The 14,474-nt window shown below is 66.4% G+C and carries 12 protein-coding genes; 3 read left to right on the forward strand and 9 right to left on the reverse strand.

Features of this window, described 5'->3' with window-relative positions; all coding sequences use genetic code 11:
• The first annotated feature begins 56 nt into the window (after nucleotides 1-56).
• Together AC13GA_RS04660 and AC13GA_RS04665 are read left to right on the forward strand one after the other, a co-directional pair.
• Nucleotides 57-2,279 carry a methyl-accepting chemotaxis protein gene (locus tag AC13GA_RS04660; RefSeq protein ID WP_482997620.1) on the forward strand — a complete coding sequence of 741 codons (2,223 nt, stop codon included), beginning with the start codon at nucleotides 57-59 and terminating at the stop codon, nucleotides 2,277-2,279.
• Between the two features lie 167 nt (nucleotides 2,280-2,446).
• A complete protein-coding gene (locus AC13GA_RS04665) occupies nucleotides 2,447-2,815 on the forward strand; it encodes a glycine zipper 2TM domain-containing protein (protein WP_032127541.1) in 369 nt (122 codons plus the stop codon).
• A gap of 119 nt (nucleotides 2,816-2,934) precedes the next feature.
• Here the strand turns inward: AC13GA_RS04665 and AC13GA_RS04670 are convergent, their stop codons facing one another.
• From AC13GA_RS04670 to AC13GA_RS04690, 5 genes are all read right to left on the reverse strand, one after another.
• Complete coding sequence (locus AC13GA_RS04670; RefSeq protein ID WP_046983259.1) at nucleotides 2,935-4,062, reverse strand: ABC transporter permease; 1,128 nt, start codon at nucleotides 4,060-4,062, stop codon at nucleotides 2,935-2,937.
• On the reverse strand, nucleotides 4,059-5,246 hold the full coding sequence (locus tag AC13GA_RS04675; RefSeq protein ID WP_482997621.1) for an ABC transporter permease: 1,188 nt from the start codon (nucleotides 5,244-5,246) through the stop codon (nucleotides 4,059-4,061). Before AC13GA_RS04675 ends, AC13GA_RS04670 begins: the two co-directional genes overlap by 4 nt.
• A complete protein-coding gene (locus AC13GA_RS04680; RefSeq protein WP_075674992.1) occupies nucleotides 5,231-6,244 on the reverse strand; it encodes an HlyD family secretion protein in 1,014 nt (337 codons plus the stop codon). Before AC13GA_RS04680 ends, AC13GA_RS04675 begins: the two co-directional genes overlap by 16 nt.
• Nucleotides 6,237-7,637, reverse strand: coding sequence for a TolC family protein (locus AC13GA_RS04685; protein ID WP_482997622.1), 1,401 nt, complete (start codon nucleotides 7,635-7,637; stop codon nucleotides 6,237-6,239). Before AC13GA_RS04685 ends, AC13GA_RS04680 begins: the two co-directional genes overlap by 8 nt.
• A 78-nt stretch (nucleotides 7,638-7,715) precedes the next feature.
• Entirely contained in the window at nucleotides 7,716-8,609 is an 894-nt protein-coding gene (locus AC13GA_RS04690; RefSeq protein ID WP_482997623.1) for a LysR family transcriptional regulator ArgP, read from the reverse strand.
• Nucleotides 8,610-8,716: 107 nt separating this feature from the next.
• On the opposite strand from AC13GA_RS04690, the gene AC13GA_RS04695 reads away from it, so the two are divergent.
• Nucleotides 8,717-9,337 (forward strand): LysE/ArgO family amino acid transporter, encoded by a 621-nt coding sequence (locus AC13GA_RS04695; RefSeq protein ID WP_046983254.1) that lies wholly within the window; start codon nucleotides 8,717-8,719, stop codon nucleotides 9,335-9,337.
• 96 nt (nucleotides 9,338-9,433) lie between these two features.
• Here the strand turns inward: AC13GA_RS04695 and AC13GA_RS04700 are convergent, their stop codons facing one another.
• The 4 genes from AC13GA_RS04700 to map all read right to left on the reverse strand — a co-directional run bounded on the left by AC13GA_RS04700 (nucleotide 9,434) and on the right by map (nucleotide 14,473).
• The gene (locus AC13GA_RS04700; RefSeq protein WP_482997624.1) at nucleotides 9,434-11,488 is read right to left on the reverse strand and encodes a TonB-dependent receptor plug domain-containing protein; all 2,055 of its coding nucleotides are present in this window, start codon (nucleotides 11,486-11,488) and stop codon (nucleotides 9,434-9,436) included.
• 252 nt (nucleotides 11,489-11,740) lie between these two features.
• Nucleotides 11,741-13,210 (reverse strand): peptidoglycan DD-metalloendopeptidase family protein, encoded by a 1,470-nt coding sequence (locus AC13GA_RS04705; protein WP_426353969.1) that lies wholly within the window; start codon nucleotides 13,208-13,210, stop codon nucleotides 11,741-11,743.
• Nucleotides 13,207-13,590: a BlaI/MecI/CopY family transcriptional regulator gene (locus tag AC13GA_RS04710; RefSeq protein ID WP_046983251.1), complete on the reverse strand. Its 384-nt coding sequence runs from the start codon at nucleotides 13,588-13,590 to the stop codon at nucleotides 13,207-13,209. The genes AC13GA_RS04705 and AC13GA_RS04710 overlap by 4 nt, the downstream gene beginning before the upstream one ends.
• 91 nt (nucleotides 13,591-13,681) lie before the next feature.
• Nucleotides 13,682-14,473 carry a type I methionyl aminopeptidase gene (map, locus tag AC13GA_RS04715; RefSeq protein ID WP_337302154.1) on the reverse strand — a complete coding sequence of 264 codons (792 nt, stop codon included), beginning with the start codon at nucleotides 14,471-14,473 and terminating at the stop codon, nucleotides 13,682-13,684.
• Nucleotide 14,474 lies beyond the last annotated feature (1 nt).

The following is a 14,474-nucleotide window of genomic DNA, read 5'->3' on the forward strand; positions in this document are numbered from 1 at the left end:
AAGTTTCCCGTCGCTGCGCCGCCATCGAACGTACGGCCACGATCAAGGGAATTGAGATGCTTGCCTTACGTAATCTCCGTGTGGGATCCCGGCTTGGCGCCGGCTTCGGTCTGCTGCTGCTGTTCATCATGGCCATCGTCGGCCTCGTGCTGTATGGAAATCAGCTGAAGTCCGCCCAGTTCGAGAAAGTGGTGGACGTCAACATGGTGAAGATGCGTTTGTTGAATGACATGCTTGATACCAACAACGCGGTGCTGATGCATCGCCGCCTGATGGTGATCAAGCGTGGTGACGAGTTCGACAAGGATTACCAGCGTGCCCAGGAGTTGTCGCGGACCTATGACGGTATCTGGGCCAAGTACATCAAGATTCCGCGTGATGCTACGGGCGATACCCTGGTCGCACGCATCGAGGCCGCCCGCAAGGCCACCGATGCGTCAACCCAGCAACTGCATGAGCGCATGAAGTCCGGGGATTTTGATGGCGCAGCGAAGGAGCTGCTGGCCGAGCACGGATTGGCAACGGCCTGGAATGAATCCATTTCGGCCCTGCTGCGCCATCAGGAAACGCTGACCGAACGCAGCCGCGAAGAGTACCGCGCAACAGAATCGTGGACCGGCACGCTATCGATCGCGTTCGGGGCACTGAGCCTGTTGCTGGGCACGTTGGCGGCCTGGGCGATCACCCGCAGCCTGACCCGCCCGCTGGAAGGAGCGGTGAAGCTGGCCGATGGCATCGCCAATGGCCGTCTGGACAGCAGCATCGACGCCACCGGCAACGACGAGGTGACCCAGCTGCTGAAGTCGATGCAGCGCATGCAGGCACAGTTGCAGTCGGTGATGGCGGCACAGGGCGAGCTGGCCCGCCAGCACGATGCCGGCAGCCTCAGCTACCGCATGGATGAAAGCGCGTTCCCCGGCGACTACGGGCGCATGGTGCACGAGACCAATGCGCTGGTCGGCTCGCACGTGCAGGTGCAGAACCGCTTGATCGAGGTGATGAAGCACTACGCGCGTGGCGACCTGTCGGTGGACATGGATCCATTGCCCGGCGAGAAGGCGGCGATCACCCAGGCGATGGATGAGACCAAGAGCAGCCTGTCGGCGATCAACAGCGAGATCCGCCGCTTGGCAACCGCCGCTGCGGCAGGTGACTTCAGCCTGCGTGGTGACGAGGATCGCTTCGCCTACGATTTCCGCGACATGGTGGCGGGGCTCAATCGCCTGATGCAGACCACCGACGAGAACCTGGTACAGGTCTCGACCCTGCTGCAGGCCATCTCGCGCGGTGACCTGACCGTGCGCATGCAGGGCGATTTCCATGGTGTGTTCGCGCGCATGCGTGATGACTGCAATGCCACGGTCGATCAGCTCAAGCAGATCGTCGGTCGCATCCAGGCCAGTGCATCCAGCATCAACCTTGCGGCAGGTGAGATCGCCTCGGGCAACACCGACCTGTCGCGGCGTACCGAGCAGCAGGCGGCTAACCTGGAAGAGACGGCGGCATCGATGGAGGAGCTGACCTCCACCGTGAAGCAGAATGCCGAGCATGCACGCCAGGCCAACCAGCTCGCCATCGGCGCGCATGGTGTCGCCTCGCAGGGCGGCGAGGTGGTCGGCCAGGTGGTCACCACGATGACGGCCATCGAGGCGTCGTCGAAGAAGATCGCTGAGATCATCTCGGTCATCGACGGTATCGCGTTCCAGACCAATATCCTGGCGTTGAACGCCGCGGTGGAAGCCGCGCGTGCCGGCGAGCAGGGCAGGGGGTTTGCAGTGGTTGCCAGCGAGGTACGCACACTGGCGCAGCGTTCGGCAGGCGCGGCCAAGGAGATCAAGGGCCTGATCGAAGACTCGGTCGGCAAGGTCGCCGACGGATCGGCCCTGGTCCGCCAGGCCGGCACCACGATGGGTGAGATCGTGGCCTCCGTGCAGCGGGTGACCGACATCATGGCCGACATCTCCGCCGCCTCGCAGGAGCAGAGCTCGGGTATCGAGCAGGTCAACCAGGCGGTGGTGCAGATGGACGAGACCACCCAGCAGAACGCGGCCCTGGTGGAAGAAGCGAGCGCCGCCGCACGCTCGATGGAGGAGCAGTCCAACCTGCTGGCCGAGGCGGTATCGGTATTCCGCACCGGCGCAATGACGGCCGCAGCTGCGGTACGCCCGGCCTTGGCTGCAGTAGCTGCCACTGTTACCCCGGTGCGCCGTTCTGCACCGCTGTCGCCACGCATCGAACCGACGCTGGCGGCCAATGCGGGCGGCTGGGAAGAGTTCTAGCAGGGTTGAAATGCCGGCAGGGAGACGGCGCCCATCGCGATGGCTGATCGCGATGGGCGCGGATTTTCTTCCTGAACGGGTGATGGCCGATGAAGTGGCGGACACATGCATTTCACTTCCGGTTGCCAACCGCGGGAGGAAACTTGTGCCATACCGGACCTCAGGAGATGGCCATGAAGACTTCGACCCGATTGCTTGTGCTGGGCACGCTGCTGGCGGCATCGTCCGTTGCCGGCGCACAGACCTACGGACCACGTGATGAAGGACGCAAGTTCAATGACGGCAGCCGCGTGGTCTGCAAGAACGTGGAAGTGCAGCGCAACTCGCGCGACCCGAACCGCATCACGGGTACCGCGACTGGCGCCGTGATCGGTGGCCTGCTCGGCAACCAGGTCGGCGGCGGCAACGGCAAGAAGCTGGCCACCGTGGCGGGTGCCGTCGCCGGTGGTGCGGCGGGCCGCCAGATCCAGGGCAACAGCCAGCAGAAGAATGGTGATCGCGTGGTTGAACGCCGCTGTGAGCGCGTCTACCGCTGATTGATCGACCCGTCACCCCTTCCACACTGCAGTACTCGGACGCCGGCCCCACGCCGGCGTTCGTCGTTATGCAAAAAGGGGACGGGGGGGATTAAGTCGCAATCCCCCCAATCGGCCGCTTACGACTTAATCCCCTCCGTCCCCTTTTTTGCGAGGAGGCGCCAGGCGGCGAGGGCACCGTAGAGCAGCAGCAGGGTGCTGAGGGTGATCAGCTCGTGGCTGACTTCCGCAAGACTGGCATCCATCTGGTTCAGGCGCACCATCAGGTTGATGCCCGAGGTGGTCGGCAGCAACTGCGCCAGCCAGACCAGCGGTTGCGGCGTCATCACCGCCGGCCACGACAGGTTGGCCAGGAAGAACAGCGGGATCGAGGTGGCAATGATGTACTGGAACGCACGCTCGCGGGTGCGGAAGAAGCTGCCGACGAACAGGCCGAACGCCACCGTGGCGGCGATGAACAGGGTGCCGCCCAGCAGCTGGCCCAGCGGGTTGCCGCCGCGCGGATAGTCCTGCACCCAGGCGGTGAAACCGGCGTAGTAGAACAGGCCGAACAGTCCGATCAGGCCGAAGCCCAATGCCATGCCCCCCAAAGTCGGGAGGTCGAAGCGCAGTCGCCGACCGAGTGCGAGGCGGCGGCCGCCGAGCAGGACGCCGATGCCCATCAGCAGCGTCTGGTGCACGATCAGCTCGGCCACGCCGGGCACGATGGCGCTGCCGTAGCCTTCCTGGGTGTTGTACAGCGGGCGCTGCACCAGGGTGATCGGTGGTGCCTGCGGCGCGCCCATGAAGGCGGCCTGGCCGACCACGGCGTCACGCCCGAAGGCACCCAGTGCATCGGCCACGCTGCCCAGCACCCAGCTGGCGCGGCCCAGGTAGGCACCGTTGCCGAGCAGCACCAGCTTGGCAGGATGGCCGCGCAGGATGTCGCGCTCCAGGTTGGCCGGGATCAGCACGACGCCTTCGGCGTGGCCGGCTTCCAGCTGTTGGCGTGCGCTGTCGATGTCGGCCGGTTGCCCGACCACGCGCGCGACCCGCAGTGCATCGAGCTTGCGCAGCAGTTCGCGGCTGGTCGCGCTGTGGTCTTCATCCACCACCAGCACCGGCAGGTTGCCGGCCACCTGGTGGCGGTATGCGGCCGGGTAGAAGAACGAATACAGGATCACCGCGCCGACCATCACCACGATCGCATAGCGGTCGCACAGCACCGCCATCAGGGTCTGCCGCAGGCTGCGCCAGAGTGCGCTCATGCGTCGGCTCCCGCCGGTTGCGCGGCTTCGGGCGTGCGCGCGAAGGCGATCAGGCGCAGGCCGCCGATGCCACCGGCCACGACCGCCATCAACAACAGCGTGGCCAGTGGCCATACCGAGACCTGCAGCGGCGAACCGATGAACTGCTGCTGGGTCTGCAGCTTGATGTAGGCGCTGAGCGGCAGCAGCTGGTGCCAGACGCGGGTGAACAGGGGGCCGTCCAGTACCGGGAAGGTGGCGCTGGAGAACGCCAGTGCGGTGCCGATGCTGAGGCCGACCGCGGACAGTGCGGTACCCATGTCGCGGGTGACGCCGACGAAGAACAACGCGTAGGCGGCGGTGGCCAGATAGAACAGTGGCTGTGCGAGCAGCAGCAGGAGCACGCTGCCTGCCACGCCATCGCCGCGCAGCCAGGCCAGGTAGCCGATGCCGAGTGCGCCATACAGCGAGAACAGCAGGATGTACGGCGCGACCTTGCCGGCAATCGCCGACCATGGTGTGCGGCCCATCCATGCGGGCAGGGTCCCGTCGCGGATCTCGCGGCCGAGGCTGCCGGCCACCGCAAGTGCCAGCACCAGCGACAACACCGCCGGGAAGATCAGCGGTAGCAGGAACAATTCGTAGCTGCGTGCAGGGTTGTAGAGGATGTCCGACTGCACCGCGATCGGCGCCGCACGCAGCTTGCCCGGGCCGACCTGCAGGCCGATGCGCTCGCGCAGCAGGCGCGCGTTCCAGGCCGAGACCGCGTCGCCGATATCGCGCGCAGCGGATTGTCCAGTGGTCATGTAGGTAGCGTTGTAATAGGCGAACACCGTGCCCTGGCGGCCACGCAGCGCCTGCCGGGTGACGTCGCGCGGCACCAGCACGATGGCGAACACGTCCAGGCTGCGCAGCTGCGAGCGTGCGTCTTCCAGGTCCGCCGGCTGGCTGGCGATGCGCACGCCGGGACTGGCATCGAGCATGCGCAGCAGCAGGCGGCTGTCACCGCTGTGGTCGAGGTCGACCACGGCGATCGGAATGTCGCGCATTACCGAGGGCGTGAACATCCACGCCATCACCGCCAGCATCAGCAGCGGCAGCACGGTGACCAGCAGCACATCGGCGCGGTTGCCGCGCAGCGACTGCAGTTCACGCCGCCAACTGGCGGCGAAGCCGCCGCGGCCGGGGCTCAGTGCTGGGGCCATGCGAACAGCACGCTCATGCCGGGGCGGAAGCCCTCGATGCGGCGTACCGGGCGCACCCGCACCTCGAAGCTGCGGACATCGTAGCCGGACGACTGGCGGGTGGTACGCCAGGTTGCATAGTCGCCGGCCGGGTTGATGAAGTAGACCTCGAATTCGCCGTCCAGGCCGAGCGCCGGCACGCTGCCCTGCAGCTTGCTGCCGACCTTCAGGCCCTGCATCTGCGATTCGCGCAGGTTCATCGCCACCCACATGCGGTCGATGTCGACCAGGGTGAACACCGGGTAGCCGGCCGGTACCAGTTCGCCCGGGTCGGCCATGCGCTTGTTGATTTCGCCGGCCACCGGCGCGCGCCCTTCCACTTCGACACGCGCGGCGTTGACTTCGGCCACTGCGCCCTGTGCCTGCTGCACCTGGCCCTGGGCGGCGCGCTTGTCCTGCTCGCGTGCGCCGGCCAATGCCATGTCGTACTGCGCGCGGGCGGCACGTGCCAGTTCGCGCGAACTGGTGGCCTGGGCATGCGCTTCATCGCGCTTCTGCCGGGTCATCACCCCTTCGTTGAACAGGTTCTGCACGCGCTGGTAAGTGGCTTCAGCCAGCGTCGCACCGGCTTCGGCCCGCTTCCAGTTCGCTTCGGCGGCGCGGATGTCTTCGCTGCGCGCACCTTCGTCGGCCTTGTCGGCCACTGCCTGTGCGGCGGCCAACGCGCCGTGCGCCTGCTGTTCCTTGGCGGCCACTTCGGGGCTGTCGAGCAGGAACAGCACCTGCCCTGGCTGCACGCGGTCGCCCTCGCGCACCTTCAACTCGGCCACGCGCGCGGTGATCTTGGCGGCCACGTTGATGGTGTCCGCATCGGCCATGCCCTGGATCTGGTCGGCAGGGCTGCGCCAGGCCAGCCACAAGCCCAGTACCACCACGACCAGCAGCACCACTATCAGGATCGGGCCCAGGCGGCGCTTGGCCGGAGGTGTCGTCGCATCGTCGTGCAGCACATCACTCATGGTCGATCACCTCGTCCGCACGCCGCCGGAACTCTTCGAAACGGTCCATCTGTCCACTGACCTCCAGCAATTGCGCCAGCGCAATATCGTATTGGTAGGCGGCCTGCGCGCGCTCGACACGGGCGCCACCCAGACCGAGCCGCGCGTCGATCACATCCAGCGAAGTCGCTTGGCCTTCGCGGAACGCCAGCTCCTGCAAGCGCAGGTTTTCCTGTGCCTGGGCGATGCTGCTGTCGAGCAGCACGTACTGTTGGCGCGCGGTCTCCAGCTCGTTCCAGGCCTTGCGCACGCCCAGCGCGACCTGGTTCTCGGCCTCGCGCAGGCCCGCTTCGGCCTGGTCCTGCTGCGCACGTGCGGCGCTGATCTGCGCCGGACGCGAGTTCGGCGACAGGAAGGTGTACTTCAGGCCGATGCCGAACGCCCAGTCCGGATCGGTCAGCATCTCGTCGCGGCGACGGAAGTCGTACTGGCCGAAGGCAAAGATCTGCGGCTTCAGCTTGGCCTGCTGCACGCGCACGCCCTGTTCGGCCTGTGCCACCATCGCCCGCAGGCGTGCGATCTGCGGCTGGCGCGCCTGCGCCGTGCGCTCGAAGCTGGCCACCGGTTCCAGCGGCACGCGCTGCACGAACAGCGGCGATACCGGCTGTACCTCGCCGCCACTGCGCAGCAGGGTGGCCAGCGCGGCCTTCAGCGTGGCCAGGTCGTTCACCGTCTTCTGGTACTCGCGCTCGGCCTTGTCGCGGGCCACGGTGGCCTGCAGGCGCTGGGCGCGGGTGGCGAAGCCCTCGCGTTCCAGTTTCTCTGCGTCGGACAGGTGGCGGTTGAGGCCATCGCGTACGTCGCGGCGCACGTCCACTGCCTGCTCGGCCAGGCGCTGGCCGAAATAGGCCTGGGCCAGCTGCACGGTCAGCGACTGGCGCTGTGCTTCGCGCTCGGCACTGGCCTGTTCGTGGGCGGCGCTGGCGGCACGTTGCGCGGCCGGAATCACGCCGCCGGTGTACAGCGGCAGCACCGCGGTGACCACTGGGCGGGTGCGCCAGTCGCGTTCGGTGAACGACAGCGGCGAGTCGATGCCAAAGGCCTCGGCGACAGGCGCCAGCGAACCCAGTGGCAGGGTGAGGGTCTTCTGGAACTGCAGCCTGCGTACTTCGCCGGTGATTTCCGGCAGGCGCAGCAGTCGGGTGGCGTCCTGCAGGTCCTGCTTGTTGCGTACCGATGCGTCGGCGGCGGCCAGTGCATCGGAAACCTGCTCCAGCCGCTGCCGAGCCTGTTCCCAGTCCAATGCGGGTGCATCGGTGAGAGTCTGCGCCGCTGCAGCCAGTGGCAGGCAGGTTGCCAGCGCCAGCGCGGCCTTCGCGCGGTGCATCCTTGTACGTCGGCCGATCACGCCCATGCCGTCCCAGTGATGAAGAAGTGCGCAAACGGTAGTGCGCGTGGCGTGAAGCCGGGGTCTGCGATCATTGGTTGGTCCTCAACGAAGGGTGCCGCTGGCTGCAGCGCGCAGCGCCTGGGTGATGTGCTGCAGCGTGCTTGAGCGCACGGCTGCATGCTGCCAGTACAGTGGCACATCGAGCCAGCGGCCGGGTTCCAGTACCACCACGCGGCCGGCGCGCACAGCCGGTGCGACCAGGGTTTCCGGGGCCATGCCCCAGCCGAGTCCGCACGCGGCGGCTTCGACGAAACCGGTGGAGGAGGGCAGGTAGTGTAGCGGCGGCTGCAGCCGCGCGCGGGTCAGGCGCCGCACGAAGCGCCACTGCAGTTCATCCTTGCGGTTGAACACCAGCATCGGCGCGCGTGCCAATGTTGCGGCCTGCATGCCGGTGCTGAAGTACTGGTGGGCGAAGCGGGGCGAGGCGATGGCGTGGTAGCGCATCGCGCCGAGCGGGTGCACGTTGCAGCCCTTCACAGGCTGGCTTTCGGCGGTGACCGCGCCGAGCACACTGCCATCGCGCAGCAGCTGTAGGGTGTGGTCCTGGTCGTCCATGCGCAGGTCGAACAGGTAGCCATGACCTTGGTGCAGGTCGGCGATGGCCGGCACGAACCAGGTATCGAGCGAGTCGTCGTTGACCGCCAGCGGGATCGGCGTGCGTGCGGTGTCGTTGCCGCGTTCGGGCAGCAGTTCGGCCAACGCCTCGGCTTCCAGCGCCTGCATCGGCCGCACACGGCGCAGCAGCGCTTCACCTGCGGCGGTGGGCCGGCACGGTGCCTGGCGCACGACCAGCACCTGGCCGAGCCGATCCTCCAGTGCCTTGATCCGCTGCGACAGCGCCGACGGGCTGATCGACAGGCGGCGCGCGGCCGCCTCGAAACTGCCTTCTTCCAGCACCGCGGCGAAGGCGGCCAATTGCGGATGTACCAGGTCCACGTGGAAGCCTCTTCAGTTTTTCTGCACAGGATAAAGAAAAAGCAGATTGTCTTAACGGGACCATTGGCCGCACCCTGCGCGTCCCTTCACTGCCTGGCCCGTCCCTGATGTGGATTGCCGCTACCGCCGCCGGTCTGTTCGCAGGTGCTGGCCTGATCATCGCCATCGGTGCGCAGAACGCCTTCGTGCTGCGCCAAGGCCTGCAGCAGCATCATGTGGGAACAGTGGTACTGGCCTGCGCCGGCGCAGACATCGTGCTGATCCTGGCCGGGGTGGGCGGGATGGCCGCGCTGGTGCTGCAGTGGCCGCTGCTGCTGCAGGTGCTGCGTTTCGGTGGCGCGGCATTCCTGCTCTGGTACGGCCTGCAGGCGGGGTTGCGCGCGTGGCAGGGTGGCGGTGCGCTGGCCGCAGCTGACGCACAGGGCGGCAGTGGACGACAGGTGTTGCTGACCTGCCTAGCCTTCACCCTGCTCAACCCGCACGTCTATCTGGATACCGTGGTGCTGCTGGGCAGCCTGTCCACGCGTTATCCCGGCGATCTGCGCTGGGCCTTCGCCGCCGGTGCCTGCATTGCCAGTGTGGCCTGGTTCTGCACGTTGGGCTATGGTGCACGCCTGTTGCAGCCGGTGTTCCGCAGGCCGAGTGCCTGGCGGATGCTGGACGCGGGCGTGGCGGTCTTCATGTTCTGCCTCGCCATACTGCTGCTGTTGCGCCCGCTATCGCCATGAGTGAATGACCCACGCCGCTGTTGTGTGCTTGATCTGCCGATACGTTTCACGCGGCCGGCTATCCCACGCTTGAGTTGTACCGCGTGCATACGCTGATCACAGCGGGAGTTCCCATTGCAGGCGAAGACCGGGCACGGAACGTCGGGTGTTGCGAAGTACCTGCGATCCGCCTTCGTCGAAACGCCACTGGCCGGTATCGAGGTCCTGCGCCAACAGGTTCGAGGCGGTCAAGCGCAGCTTGCCGCGCCGTTCGCTTGCGTACTGCGCCCAAGCCTCCAGCTCGCGTCGATAGGACGTGATGTCCAGCTCGCTCAGGCTGTAGCGTATTCTGCCTCCGCTGCGATGGGTGTACGCCAGGCCACTGCTCCAGCGCGATGAAATGCGGTAATCGAGCGACGCACTGGCGGTGAATGGCACCTGGTCTTCAATCCGATTGTCAGGCCCGGGAAGATCCCTGACCCGGGAGTGGTTCCAGGTGGCGTTGCCGCGCAGCTCGATATCCGGCGCTCTGCGGTACAGACGTGCCAGCGGCATCCTGCCATCCATTTCGATGCCCCAGGCCGTGGCGCGGGTACCGTTGACCGGCGTCGATACCCAACGCCCTTCACGCAGGATGGTTTCATTGCGGATCGGCGCGTCGATGCGGCGCAGGTAACCGCCGATGCTCCCCTGTGTACCTTCACGGCCGTGCATTTCCCAGGCCGCATCCAGACCCCATGCCAGTTCCGGACGCAGCGCTGGATTCCCGATCTCGTCGGGGTTCAGTGGGCGGTTGTTGGTGGAGGTATACGGCCGCGGGACCAGTGAGCGCAGCGCCGGTGCGCGGAAACTGCGGCTCAGTGATACCCGTAGCTGGTCCTTGCCCTTTGCGCGCTTCCAGAGACCCTGCAGGACCGGCGTGAAAACGCTGGCCCGGTGACGCATCGCAGCGAAGCCACGCCCTTCGCTGCGGGTCTGCAGTTGTTCCCAGCGACCGCCGACATAGAAGGCGCTGCGCGTTCCCAGTGGGAACTCGTCCTGCGCATAGACGGCGATGCGGTGCAGGCGCGCATCAAAGGAAAGGTCGCTGATCGTCGATGGCTCATCCGGGGAGTACCGGAGTTGCTGCAGGCGTGATTCGCGGCGCGAATCCATGCTGCTTTCGGCACCGACCTGCAATGTATGGCGACCCCGCGCCGGCAGAGTCCACTGCACGCGGGTAGTGCCGCCCAGCACATGCAGCTGCGCATCGGTGCGATCGAGAAGGTTGTCCTGCTGCCCCGCATCCTGTCCCTGCTCGCGGAAGCGGTAGTTTTCGCGGTTGCCATCCAGTGCCAGACGCAGGTTCAGGCTGCCGCCGTCCGGTAGCTCCTTCTCCCACTCCGCGCTGGCCTGGCCCTGGTCAAGGCGCAGGCGCGTGCGCTGCTGGTAATGTGGAGTACGCAGTTCCGCACCAAGCGCCGTTTCCCAATCGATGTACATGTCGCGACGGAAGTCGGATGCATCCACCAGGGCCTGCAGTGAAAGAGTGGTGTCCTCGCTGGTTCTGAGCGTCAGTGAGGGGGCGAGCGAGACGCTGTCACGATGCCCGGTGGCGCGCAGGCGGGATTGTCGATGCAGCAACGGCGCGCCAACACCATCCCAAGCATCTTCTCTGCTGCGTTCCTCCACCAGGAAGCCACGGGCAGTAGCTGTGGCGGTCAGTGCAAGATCTCGGTCCAGGCCGGCATGGGTCTGCCGCCAGCTTGCCGATGGGGTGCTGCGACCCTGATTTTCGGCCCATGAAAGTGTCAGTCGCTGGCTGTCTTTTGCAATCGGCGCGCGGGTGACGATGTTGAGTGTACCGGCGACGGCACCCGTGCCCTGGTCAGCAGTAGGCGCGCGCAGGATTTCGATGCGCTCGATCAGATCGGTGGCCAGCGAGTCCAGGCTGAAGCCAGCGGGCGTACGCTGGCCGTCCAGCAGGATCTGCGTGTAGCCGGCGCCCAGGCCGCGTAGTGACACGCTGCCTGGGCGGCCCGGAGCACCACTGGAAACGCTGATGCCGGGCAAGCGCTTGAGTGCCTCCAGCAGGTCGGTGTCGCCATGCCGTTGCAGTGCCTCGCGGTCCACCACGATGCGACTCGCGGTGTCGTCACGGCGAGCATCGTAACGCTCGGCCTGGACGTGCACTGCATCCAGATCGGTCGTGTTTGAAGGGGCGGGTGTCGTTGGTGGAAGGGCCGCAGCATTCGCTGGTGCCATCAGGCAGCCAATAGTGAGCCACATGCCAGCGTGTGGCCGCAGCGTTGTCGGGGAAGGCGATGATCGTCGCATGGTCGTGCAGTTCCTTTGTCACGGCGGGACAGCGGGCCGCAGCAGGTCCTCCCGCGGCCGGGTATCGAAACGATGCATGGAGGCGGCGGCAGAGCGCCGATCAGTGCATTACTGCAGCCAGTCCTGGGGGTCCACTCGTGTTCCGTTGCGCAGCAGTTCCATGTGCAGGTGTGGGCCGGTGGTGCGCCCCGTGTTGCCGCTGCGGGCGATGGGATCGCCCCTGCGCACGCGCTGGCCTGGCTGTACCGCGAAGTCCTGCAGGTGCGCAAACAGCGACTGCCAGCCAGCGCCATGATCAATCACGACAACCGTGCCGTAGTTGGCGCCATCGGGATAGGCGTGGGTGGCAGCGATCACAGTGCCGTCGGCGGGGGCGAGCACGGCGGTGCCTCGGCGCGCGGCGAAGTCGGTGCCGCGATGGGCGCGCTGGCGGAAGTCAGAAACATGACCGAACACGCTGGTAACCCGCGCATTGGACAGCGGCGCAGCGAATGAAGGGGCTGGCGGCAGCGCGGCTTCCAGAACTGTTACTGATGTGACCGGCAATGGCAGCGGAAGAGACGGCGGCCCTGCCATCGCGGCGGCATGGACGGTGGCCAGACCGAGCGTGCAGGCGGTACCCAGCGCGACCAGCAGCAGGACGCTGGTGATACCGGGGCGGCGACCCGCATCGCCCTGCAGCATATGCTGCAGGCGTACCTGGTGGCCGCCGAAATCGCGATGGGTCAGGGCACTGGCTGGTTGCTCTCCCGTAGCATGGCGAAGTGTCTGGATATAGGCGTGGGCCAACAGGCGGCCATCGTTGCTGGCGCCCCCCTCGGCCAGTGCACGCGCATCGCATTGCAACTCGGCGGCCAGCTGCACGCGCGCGGCAATGTGTCGTACGAATGGATTGAACCAGTACAGCGCACCGACCAGTCGCATCAGCGCAGCGCGCTGGGGATCGCGGCGCTGCAGATGGGCCGCCTCATGGCCAATGACCAGGCGTAGCGTTCGATCCGGCAGGGCAAGACTGGCTGCCGGCAGGATGATCTGTGGTTGCGGCCTGCACAGGGCAAACGGCGTGCCGTTGCCGGCTACAAAACGCAGCGCGACCCCTTTCTGCTGCAGCTCCCGCATGACCTGGCGCGATTGCGGTCCCGGCAGTTGCATTGTCTGCAGCGGCTGACTGTCGCGCAGCAGGGCGCGCAGCCGGCGGCTGGCCAACGCCCACCGAGCGAGAGCCAGCAGGGCCCCTGCGATATGGACGGTCAGCAGCAGTGGCGTCAGCCAGGCCATCAATGGTTCGGTGGCCGCGAGTGCAGGCAGCTGCACTGGCAGCAGTGCGCCGGTGCCGCTGTCCAGCGCAACCGGCAATGCGCTGGACAGCTCCTGCAACGGCGTGGCCTGCATCGGCAGCATCAGCGCCAGCAAGGGGGGCAGCACAGCGCACAACCACGCCCCCAGCCAGAAACGCGCCGACGCATGCGAGAGCCCGAGCTGGCGCTGCAACAGTTGCGCGCCGTACCAGACCAGGCCAGCCCCCAGTAGGCTCGCAGCGAGGCTGATCATCCACAGGCCGGTTGATGGCAGGCTCATGGCTGGTCCTCGTCGCCCTGGAGCAGCAGCGCCTGCAGTTGCTCGATTTCCTTGTCGCTCAGCAGGCGGCTTTCGGCGAAGGCCTGGGTCGGCAGCGGCCCGTCGATCTCCAGTACGCGGCGAGCGAAGTCGGCACTGAGTGCGGCCAGGGTGGCCACCTTGCCGACCTGGGCGCTGTAGACATTCAGGCCGTGCTGGCTGCCCTCTTTCACCAGCCCCTTGTCGACCATCCTTTCCAGCGTCTTGCGCGTGGACGAATACGACCAGTCCAGTGCAGCAGCTGCCGCGTTGTGCAGTTCACGCGCACTGCAGGCGCCATCGCGCCACAGGCACTTCAACAACTCCAGTTCGGCGTTCGAAGGTGTTGGGGGGCGGGGCATGGCCAGACCTGTGCGTGCGATTGATGTCGCGAGTGTGCGACATCTGTCGCATGCCATGCAAGAGGGGCATCGAGGCGAGGAAGCACTGAGGTCAGTCGATCGCCATCCGGTCGATGTCGCACAACGGCGTTTCGCCGGGGCGCAGGGTCAATACGCGCACGCCGCTGCGGGTGACCGCCACGGTGTGCTCGAACTGCGCCGACAGCTTGCCGTCGCGGGTGTAGACCGGCCATTCGTCAGGCTGTTGGCGGATGGCCGGCTTTCCCTGGTTGAGCATCGGTTCGATGGTGAACACCATGCCTTCTTCCAGCACCATGCCGGTATTGGGATGGCCGTAGTGCAGGATCTGCGGTTCCTCGTGCATTTCCTGGCCGATGCCGTGGCCGCAGTATTCCTTCACTACGCTGTAGCCGTGGCTGCGCGCATGGCGGGCGATGGCGTGGCCGATGTCGCCCAGCCGCGCACCAGGACGCACGGCGGCAATGCCTTTCCACATCGCCTGGTAGGTGGTCTGCACCAGCCTGCGCGCGGCGTAGTCGACCTCACCGACCAGATAGGTGGTGCTGGAGTCGGCAATGTACCCGTTCTTTTCCAGGGTGATGTCGAGGTTGACGATCTGGCCGTTGCGCAGCACGTCGGTGGTGCTGGGCACGCCGTGGCAGATCACGTTGTCGATCGAGGTGTTGAGCACGTAGGGGAAGCCGTACTGGCCCTTGCTGGCCGGCCGCGCCTGCAGTTCATCGACGATCATGCGTTCGACGAAATCGTTGATCTCCATGGTGCTACGGCCCTGCAGCGGCAGCCGGTCGAGTGCGGCGAACACCTGCGCCAGCAGGCGGCCGGATTCGGCCATCAGCGCGATCTCGTCGGGATGCTTGATGATC

The sequence above is a fragment of the Stenotrophomonas sp. 22DLJC03 genome (assembly GCF_056861405.1).

Excerpts from the sequence above, each read along its gene's own strand:
- AC13GA_RS04660 (WP_482997620.1), top strand. The coding sequence starts at position 57 with ATGCTTGCCTTACGTAATCTCCGTGTGGGATCCCGGCTTGGCGCCGGC.
- AC13GA_RS04665 (WP_032127541.1), top strand. The coding sequence starts at position 2,447 with ATGGCCATGAAGACTTCGACCCGATTGCTTGTGCTGGGCACGCTGCTG.
- AC13GA_RS04670 (WP_046983259.1), bottom strand. The coding sequence starts at position 4,062 with ATGAGCGCACTCTGGCGCAGCCTGCGGCAGACCCTGATGGCGGTGCTG.
- AC13GA_RS04675 (WP_482997621.1), bottom strand. The coding sequence starts at position 5,246 with ATGGCCCCAGCACTGAGCCCCGGCCGCGGCGGCTTCGCCGCCAGTTGG.
- AC13GA_RS04680 (WP_075674992.1), bottom strand. The coding sequence starts at position 6,244 with ATGAGTGATGTGCTGCACGACGATGCGACGACACCTCCGGCCAAGCGC.
- AC13GA_RS04685 (WP_482997622.1), bottom strand. The coding sequence starts at position 7,637 with ATGGGCGTGATCGGCCGACGTACAAGGATGCACCGCGCGAAGGCCGCG.
- AC13GA_RS04695 (WP_046983254.1), top strand. The coding sequence starts at position 8,717 with ATGTGGATTGCCGCTACCGCCGCCGGTCTGTTCGCAGGTGCTGGCCTG.
- AC13GA_RS04705 (WP_426353969.1), bottom strand. The coding sequence starts at position 13,210 with ATGAGCCTGCCATCAACCGGCCTGTGGATGATCAGCCTCGCTGCGAGC.
- AC13GA_RS04710 (WP_046983251.1), bottom strand. The coding sequence starts at position 13,590 with ATGCCCCGCCCCCCAACACCTTCGAACGCCGAACTGGAGTTGTTGAAG.